Genomic DNA, 7,647 nt, shown 5'->3' with positions numbered 1-7,647 from the left:
CCGATACGACAAGACCGCCACCATCTACCTCGCCGGACTCCACCTCGCCGCCATCTTCATCTGGTCGGCGAGATGATCCGAAGGAAAGGCCCTAGCTCAATCCACCTCCAGTACGACGGCTCACCTCCGCCCGCGCAGAGAGCACCGTGCGCCGCAGGCCTCCGGGCTGATCGACGCGGTTCGCCTCCGCTCGCACGAAGAGCACGACCGGCTGAGCAACAGCAACCTGCCCGACGACGGTTCACCTCCACTCGCGCGGAGAGCAACAGATAGGTGAGCCAGCCGGACGTCCCGCACTGTAGGGCTCACTCGCCCGGCGCCAGTCGGCGTCGGCGGCGTGCACCAAGTGCCTTCGTACTTGTTCGTGGCCAACGCGGTCATTGTGCCGGGCTGTCGACTGCGTCCGGCAGCCTGGCCCTCGGGCAGGCCCGTCATCGCAGGTTGCCCCATGCTGTGATGAACAGACTGAACACGGCGATGAACGTAGGCCCGGCAACAAGCACGGCCCGCAACGGGGGCAAGCCGCTGAGATGAGCCAAGATCCCGGCAACGAGGGCGGCGTTCAGTGAGACCGAGGCGCCGAGAAGCAGAAACATGATCAGTGTCTGAGTGTTCACTCACTTCTTTGCTCTGGTTGTTGAGAACAACCGGTCGACCGGTTGTTCTCAACAACCAGAGCAAAGAAGCGCGGAACGAAATGTACTACAATTGCGCCAGTCGAACGTCACCCTGAGCACTGCTTGGGCGGCTCACCTCCGCTCGCGCGGAAAACAGCCGCCCGGGTAGGCAGCACCGTCCCATGATGGAGGACGCCTCGCGGGTCCTCCCCCGCAGCCCGTCCCGCGTTCCGGGTAGGTTGCCCCTCATGCACCGTCGTTCCTCGTATCGCGAAACGGCAAAGCCCCTCTAACGTCGCAGGTCGCGAAGGGGCGCTCTCTGCGCAGGCGGAGGTGAACCGTCGATGATCAGGCCTAGGTGGTCGAGGACTTCGTGCTTTCCGCGCAGGCAGAGGTGAACCGCGGCCAAGTGCTCTCCACGCGTGCGGGGGTGGTCCCCCGCGGTTGCTGCTGCCGACGTTGGCGATCCAGTGGTCCCCGCGCACGCGGGGGTGGTCCCGGAACTGGCACCGGCGGCGGGCAACTCGCCACGTGGTCCCCGCGCACGCGGGGCTGGCCCTGCCTTCCCGGTCATCAAGTGGCCATGCGAAGGTGCTCCACGCAAGGTTCCTCTTGCGTGGAGAGCGCAGAGATCGCCACTGTGTGATGCCGCCCGTACTGGCAGGCTGGTTCCACGGAGGACAGCCGCGCAGTCGGCCAACGATGGTCGCCCGCCGTCCCGGACCCAGTCGGCACCTCGAGTCCTTCACGTGACGATTGCTGGCGATGCCTGCGGTACATCCTGGGCTGGCGGGAGCTTCGTCGAGCTGCCAGAGGGTAGTAGGTGGAACTTGTTGACTGGTCGTTAGTGATGACCTTAGGGTGCCCTGGTGGCTTCTGAAGCGTTGTTCGTGATGATTCATGTGGGGCAGAAGGTCGGGCACCAGCGGAACCTGGAGCACGGGATGGTGACGCGTTCCTGGGGTTTTCCGAGGAAGCCGGACTGGTACGGACGGCGGCAGCCGGACTTCGCGGTGCTGGTGACCGGGGCGGCGCCGCGGGTGCAGCCGGGGCAGTGGGAAGCGAAGTCTGTGCGGATGGTGCTGTGCAAGGTGCAGGTCGGTGTGTACGAGGGCACAGCGCCGCATTGGCCGGACGAGGCCGCCGAGGAGCGGGTCATCTACCCCTACCGGCTGGGCTTGGAGCCGCTGGCCGTGCTCGACGATGTGCCGCTGGGCCCGGACGGTCCGCTCAGCGCGGAGGCGTCGCAGGCCGCGCGCCGGTCGGGGACCCAGCAGGGGGTGGGGTACCTGGTGGCGATGGACCCGCAGCCGTTGTTTGACGCGGCCGGCATCGAGGCCGACTGGGCCGCGGACCGTGACGTGGCGCTCGCCGCGACGCCAGGGGTCACGCTTGAGCAGTTGCAAGGCCCCAACAGCCCCCGGCGCGGGCGGCGGGGCGCGGGGCGGCAGATGGACCCGGAAAAGCGCAAGGCGGTCGAGCTGTACGCCGAGGAGAAGGCCGTCACCCACTACCAGGATCCCAAGCGGGGCTGGACGGCGCGCAAGGTCGGCAAGCCCTACGACCTGCGCCTGGAGCGGGAAGGGCTCGAGCGGCGGGTGGAGGTCAAGGGCACCACCGGCGCCCCCACCAGCGTGGAGCTGACCGTGAACGAGGTCTTCCACGCCCGCGATACCCGCCACACCGTCGACCTGTTCATCGTCAGCGACATCAAGGTCACTAAGACGGACGGCGCGTACCACTGCAGCGGCGGCGACGTCCTGCTGCTCGAGGACTGGCAGCCGGCCGAGGAAGACCTGCGCCCCACCCGCTACCAGTATCTCGTCCCCCAGCCCCCCGCCGCCCCCAGCTGTAACCGCGGCACGGCTCGCCCTACCTGACCCTCTGCACCCAGGGTGCGGATGTACGTCGTTCACCTGCGGCATACGCGGGTGCGGACGGGCCCCTCCGGTGCCGGGCAAGGGGACAGCCCCCCTACGGGCCGGGGTCGCGTGCCCGGACAACGCCGCCCGACCATCACCAGGCCGCACTCACCCCGCCCGGCCACCCGCTCTGCTTCATGAAACGCACCCGCCCGAGGAGACGACGATGCCCTTACTGCGCATGTCCGTGCACGAGTTCGTCGACCGCTGTCAACAGGGCACGGTGGCCGATGACCTGGCCGAGCGTCACCGGCAGGCGCGAATGGGCCGGCTGGAGGACGGGGAGAGGCGGTCCTGGCGCAACAGCCTGCCCGCCCTGGCCCGCGTGCTTGACGAAGCCGGACTGCAGCATGTTGAGGTAATGATCGAGTACCAGCTGGCCCTGTCCAGCCTGCGGGCCGACGTGGTGCTGGCGGGCTGGCACCCCCACACGTCCCAGCCGTCCTACGTCATCGTTGAGCTCAAGCAGTGGACCCACGCCCGAGCCCTGCCCGAAACCGAGGACCTCTGCCTGCCAGGCATCGGCAACAACAACCGGGCCTTCTTGCATCCGGTCGCCCAAGTACGGCGCTACTGCCAGTACCTGCAGGACTTCACCACCGTGCTGGACGCGGAACCCGACGCGGTGGCCGGCGTGGCCTACCTCCACAACGCAGATACCGCCGGCGTGGCCGACCTGCTCACCCTTGAACCCGATCACCAAGGGCGCCTGTTCACCCACAGCACCCGCGATCAGCTGATCACCTATCTGCAGTCGCGCCTCTCACCGGCTCACGGCAGTGCAGCCGCCGACGAACTCCTCCACAGCCCCCTGGCACCCAGCCGCCCCCTGCTGCGCGCGACCGCGGAAGAGATTCTGCACGCCGACCGGTTCGTCCTGCTCGACCAGCAGCAGGTCGCCGTCTCCCTGGTCCGTCGCGCGGTGAAGAAGGCCCGCGAAGCGGACAGCAAAGAAGTCCTCATCATCACCGGCGGCCCCGGCTCCGGGAAAAGCGTCATCGCCCTGCACCTGATGCGCCACCTCGCCCACGACCGCCACACCGTGGTCCACGCCACCGGATCCAAGTCCTTCACCCGCACCCTCCACCACGCCGTCGGCACCTACAACCCCGGCGTCCGCAAGCTCTTCGGCTACTTCATGAACTTCGCCGACGCCCCCAAGAACGGACTGGACGCGCTGATCTGCGACGAGGCCCACCGCATCCGGGCCCACTCCGTCCGCCACCGCGGGGTACGCCAGATCGACGAACTCCTCGACGCCGCCCGCGTCCCTGTCTTCCTCCTGGACGACCACCAAGTCGTACGCCCCGGCGAGATGGGCAGCCGCCAAGCGATCGACCAGGCCGCCGCCGCCCGAGGCCTGCGCCCACGCCACATCGACCTCAACGGCCAGTTCCGCAACGGCGGCAGCCGCGCCTACGAACAGTGGGTCCTGCGCCTGCTACAGCTCACCGACGAGCCCGCCACCGAGTGGGCCGACGAGCGGACCTTCCACGTCCGAGTGGCCGACTCTCCCCAGCAGATGGAAGACCTCCTGCAGGCCAAGGAAGCCCAGCACCTCACCGCCCGCATCACGGCCGGCTTCTGCTGGCGATGGAGCGACCCGCGCTCCGGCCGTCTGGTCGACGACATCACGATCGGCTCCTGGCGCAAGCCGTGGAACCTGCGCGGTGAGTCCCGCCTCGACGGCGTCCCCCCGTCCTGGCTGTGGGCCACCGACCCCGACGGCTTCGGCCAGGTCGGCTGTATCTATACCGCCCAGGGCTTCGAGTACGACTGGAACGGCGTCATCCTCGGAGACGACCTCGTCTGGCGCCAGGACCGCTGGCTCCCCAATCCGCAGGCCAGCAGGGACCCCGCGCTCAGCAGCACCGACCCCGCCACCTTCCTCCGCCTGGTCCGCAACACCTACAAGGTCCTCCTCACCCGTGGCATGTCCGGAACCCTCCTGTACTCCACCGATCCCGAAACCCAGGCACGACTGCGCCAGCTGGTTCCCGCACCGACTGCGGCCAAGCCCGAACCGCCTACGCCGGCCCAGCAGCCCACCTGAACCACAGCACCACCCGAAGTCACCACGTACGCAGCAGCGGCGAGCCATGGCTCTTCCCCGGCCTGGTCCCCGGCCGCCCCACCTCGCAGACCGGCCTCAGCTCAAAACTCCTGCCCCACGGCATCGACACCAGGCCGGCCCGCAACGCGGCCCTGGTCGCGCTCGCCGGTGACCTGACCGCACCGGTCCTCGCGAGCATCCTTGGCCTCCACCCCAACACCGCAGTCCGCTGGGCAGGGTTCGCCAAGACCACCTGAGCCGACTGCCTCGCCGCCCGCGTCCACGACATGCAGAGGCATCCCGGCAAGGATGTCCAGGATGGAGGCCCCGTCTCCCTTCAAGCAGAAACACGCAGGACAACTGCCACTGAGCGGGTGAGCACGGCAACCCAGCGCATCAGCCCGGCTACAGCTCCTCCTGGTGCGATCCGGCCAGAGGGAAAGCCTTTGCGTCAATCCTGTCGGACAGAAACCGCTGGACCGACAGCCCACGTTACAACGAGGGGCTGAGAGGCCCCTTCACGATCAGCAATGACCTTGACCAGGGTGTTTAACCACCAAGCCCGTTCGACCCATGGGGGAAGCCACACATGCCGCAGCAGCCCGGCCTCAACACAGACGAGCGCATCAACGCCTTGATAGGCCACCGACGCACCGTCGCCAGTCTCCAGCGTCAGATCAAGCGGACCCGCACGGTCAGCACCGTCGGACTGGTCGGGTTGATCGGTGCTCCGCTGCTGCTGCTCTCCCTTATCGGCGCGACTGCCCTCACCTGGCGCCGTTACAACATGGCGCCCATCAACATCTTCGGTCTGTTCGTTCTTGTCGCCCTTGTTGTCGGGTGCTACTTCTTCGTCGGCCTCTTTGATACCGAACAGCCGTGGAACGACAATGCGAACGGGACGCGTACGCAGCAAGAGCATTCAGTCGCTCAACTGAAGCTCGACCTCGAGCTGGCCGAGGAGAAGCGGATACTGGCGGCAGCCCAGGTTGCTCGCGCTGTTTACGAACGGCAGTACTCCTACCGGGACACTATCCCCCGGGAGATCGACCGGCTGCGTGCCGAGAGCGCGACCTACCGCCGCCGGCACAACGCGCTTCAGTGGACGCTCATCCTGTGCTCTGCCGCCATCCCCGCGGTTGCTGCTCTCTACGACCCCCCGCAGCCAGGCAAGGGCATCCTCATCGGTCTTGGGGCCGCCGTCTCCGTGATCACCTCGGTGATGGGCTACTTCAAGTTCAAGGAGCGCGGCTTCAACCTTCAGCAGACGGCGGACGCTATCGAACAGCACGTCACCGCTCTCGAACTGGCCATCCCTCCCTACAGCCGCTCTGACGAAAAGGAGAACCTGGAACTGTTCGCCGAGAACGTCGAATCCCTGAGGGTCGAGCAACGCAAACGTGAGCAGCAGCTCGACCAACCCCACCAAGGGCAGCAGGAGATCGTGTGACCCTCCCGCATCGTTTTCGAGCCCGTTACCGTCTTGGTGGCGGGCTCGTGCCGTGCCGGTGGGCAGGCGCCTTCCGGTGAGTTGGCGGAGTCCGGCTGGGCGTGGGCCGGGGGGACGAGCACCACGAAGCGGCGCACTGGGACGACGGGCCCCTGGCGGAGGTGACGCTGCCGGACAGGCAGCGGATCCGGGCGGTCATCGTCCGCCGGCGCCGCGACCGGTCCCGGGCGTGGCGGTACGACCTGGAGCTGACCCTGCCGGGGCGGGTGGACACCCCGCACGGCCCCATCCAGCGGCCGCACGTCGTCGCGCTCAGTGCCCCGTACGGCGTCGTACGCCCCATTGAGGGCGTCGACTACTCCGTGTTGGACCCGCCGTCCCCGCACGAGCGCGTCCGGTGGCGGGCCGACGTCACCGCCGACGGGCGTCGCCTGGTCCACCGCATGGACTGCGCGGCCGGCCCCTCGACCGCGGGCTGCCCAGCAACAACGCATACCTGTCGTCACCAGCACGTAGTAGCGTCGTCAGCTCATTGCGTCCCCGTCTCCAACGAACCCTTCAGGCGGAAATGTCGGAATCCTCGGAAGTCAGTAAAATCCCGCACCTCACCGGATGAAACCGCTGGTCGCGCCCTGCGGTCCCCGCGCAGGCGGGGGTGGTCCCGAGCGGTACTGGATCGACGCGGAGGAGACCGAGCGGTCCCCGCGCAGGCGGGGGTGGTCCTCCCCGGTGGTCGGGGGCGGATGGCGGCACCGGACGGGGATACGGGGGTGGGGGCGGTGTGCTCCTCGCCGAGGGCGGCGGTGGCCCGGACGACCTCGACGACGGCGCTGTTGTACTCGTCGTGGCCGGGCGAGCCGTCGAGGGTGCGCTCGGCCAGCGCAGCGGCCAGGGCGGCGCGCGGATCCGGGACCGTGGCACCTCCCCGGCCGCCACGCGACAGGCCGCCGCGATCACCGGGGCGGGCACCCCGGCGTCGAAGGGCACCGTAAAGGCGGCGCTGGCGGCAGTGACCTGGGAATCCCCGGCCTCACTGATGACCGCCCATTGGGCGCCGTGGCGCTCCAGCCCCCGGCCGCCCGGTGCTGCGCGCCAGCCCCAGGCGCGCAGCAGGACCACCACTGTCCGCGCGCAGTTCCATCAGATCGGCGCCGCTCACCGGCGCTGCCCGCCCTCGCCGGGAGCCTGCCAGATGAGGGTCTCCAGCGGCGGGGGGGCGGGGGCCGTGCGGGCCGGGCGGTCGGTGGCCGCGTCCGCGTCACTGAACAGTGCGGCCCGGTGCGCCGCCGCAGTGTCCTGGCCGGCCTGCTGCGGGCTGCTGTGCCCCGTCATCGGCTCCCCCTGCTCCGCCGGGGCCTCCCCCGGACATTCGTTGCGCACACTACTTTCCGGTGTGCGCCGGTTGTTGAAGTCTTCTGAACCGGTTCTGATCCCGGCTAGAGGGTGTCTGAGAAGCCCCGTTCAGGGCAGGACCCGTGCTGTGCGGTGCAGTAGGAGCATGATCGTGGCAAGGTAGATCGCGTTCTCCTGACTGGCGGCGAGGTACTCGTAGTCCTTGGAGAGCCTGCGATAGCGGCCCAGCCAGGCGAAACTACGCTCTGCTAC

Annotated in this window: 5 protein-coding genes; 3 read left to right on the top strand and 2 right to left on the bottom strand. The window is 68.5% G+C overall.

Features of this window, described 5'->3' with window-relative positions; all coding sequences use genetic code 11:
- Positions 1-1,486 precede the first annotated feature (1,486 nt).
- From AB0A97_RS41355 to AB0A97_RS41345, 3 genes are all read left to right on the top strand, one after another.
- Positions 1,487-2,497, top strand: a complete 1,011-nt coding sequence (locus AB0A97_RS41355) for a DUF3883 domain-containing protein (protein WP_361161195.1) — start codon at positions 1,487-1,489, stop codon at positions 2,495-2,497.
- Between the two features lie 208 nt (positions 2,498-2,705).
- The gene (locus tag AB0A97_RS41350; protein ID WP_361161192.1) at positions 2,706-4,592 is read left to right on the top strand and encodes a DUF2075 domain-containing protein; all 1,887 of its coding nucleotides are present in this window, start codon (positions 2,706-2,708) and stop codon (positions 4,590-4,592) included.
- A 589-nt stretch (positions 4,593-5,181) separates the two neighbouring features.
- Positions 5,182-6,042 (top strand): DUF4231 domain-containing protein, encoded by an 861-nt coding sequence (locus tag AB0A97_RS41345; RefSeq protein WP_361161189.1) that lies wholly within the window; start codon positions 5,182-5,184, stop codon positions 6,040-6,042.
- Positions 6,043-7,197: 1,155 nt separating this feature from the next.
- Here the strand turns inward: AB0A97_RS41345 and AB0A97_RS41340 are convergent.
- Entirely contained in the window at positions 7,198-7,374 is a 177-nt protein-coding gene (locus AB0A97_RS41340; protein ID WP_361161186.1) for a hypothetical protein, read from the bottom strand.
- A gap of 129 nt (positions 7,375-7,503) precedes the next feature.
- On the bottom strand, positions 7,504-7,647 hold a 144-nt coding region (locus tag AB0A97_RS41335; protein WP_361161198.1), incomplete at its 5' end, for a transposase.

The organism is Streptomyces sp. NPDC045470 (assembly GCF_040646595.1).
In the GTDB taxonomy this organism is placed as follows: domain Bacteria; phylum Actinomycetota; class Actinomycetes; order Streptomycetales; family Streptomycetaceae; genus Streptomyces.
This window is presented reverse-complemented; position numbering and strand designations above follow the sequence as displayed.

Excerpts from the sequence above, each read along its gene's own strand:
- AB0A97_RS41350 (WP_361161192.1), top strand. The coding sequence starts at position 2,706 with ATGCCCTTACTGCGCATGTCCGTGCACGAGTTCGTCGACCGCTGTCAA.
- AB0A97_RS41345 (WP_361161189.1), top strand. The coding sequence starts at position 5,182 with ATGCCGCAGCAGCCCGGCCTCAACACAGACGAGCGCATCAACGCCTTG.
- AB0A97_RS41340 (WP_361161186.1), bottom strand. The coding sequence starts at position 7,374 with ATGACGGGGCACAGCAGCCCGCAGCAGGCCGGCCAGGACACTGCGGCG.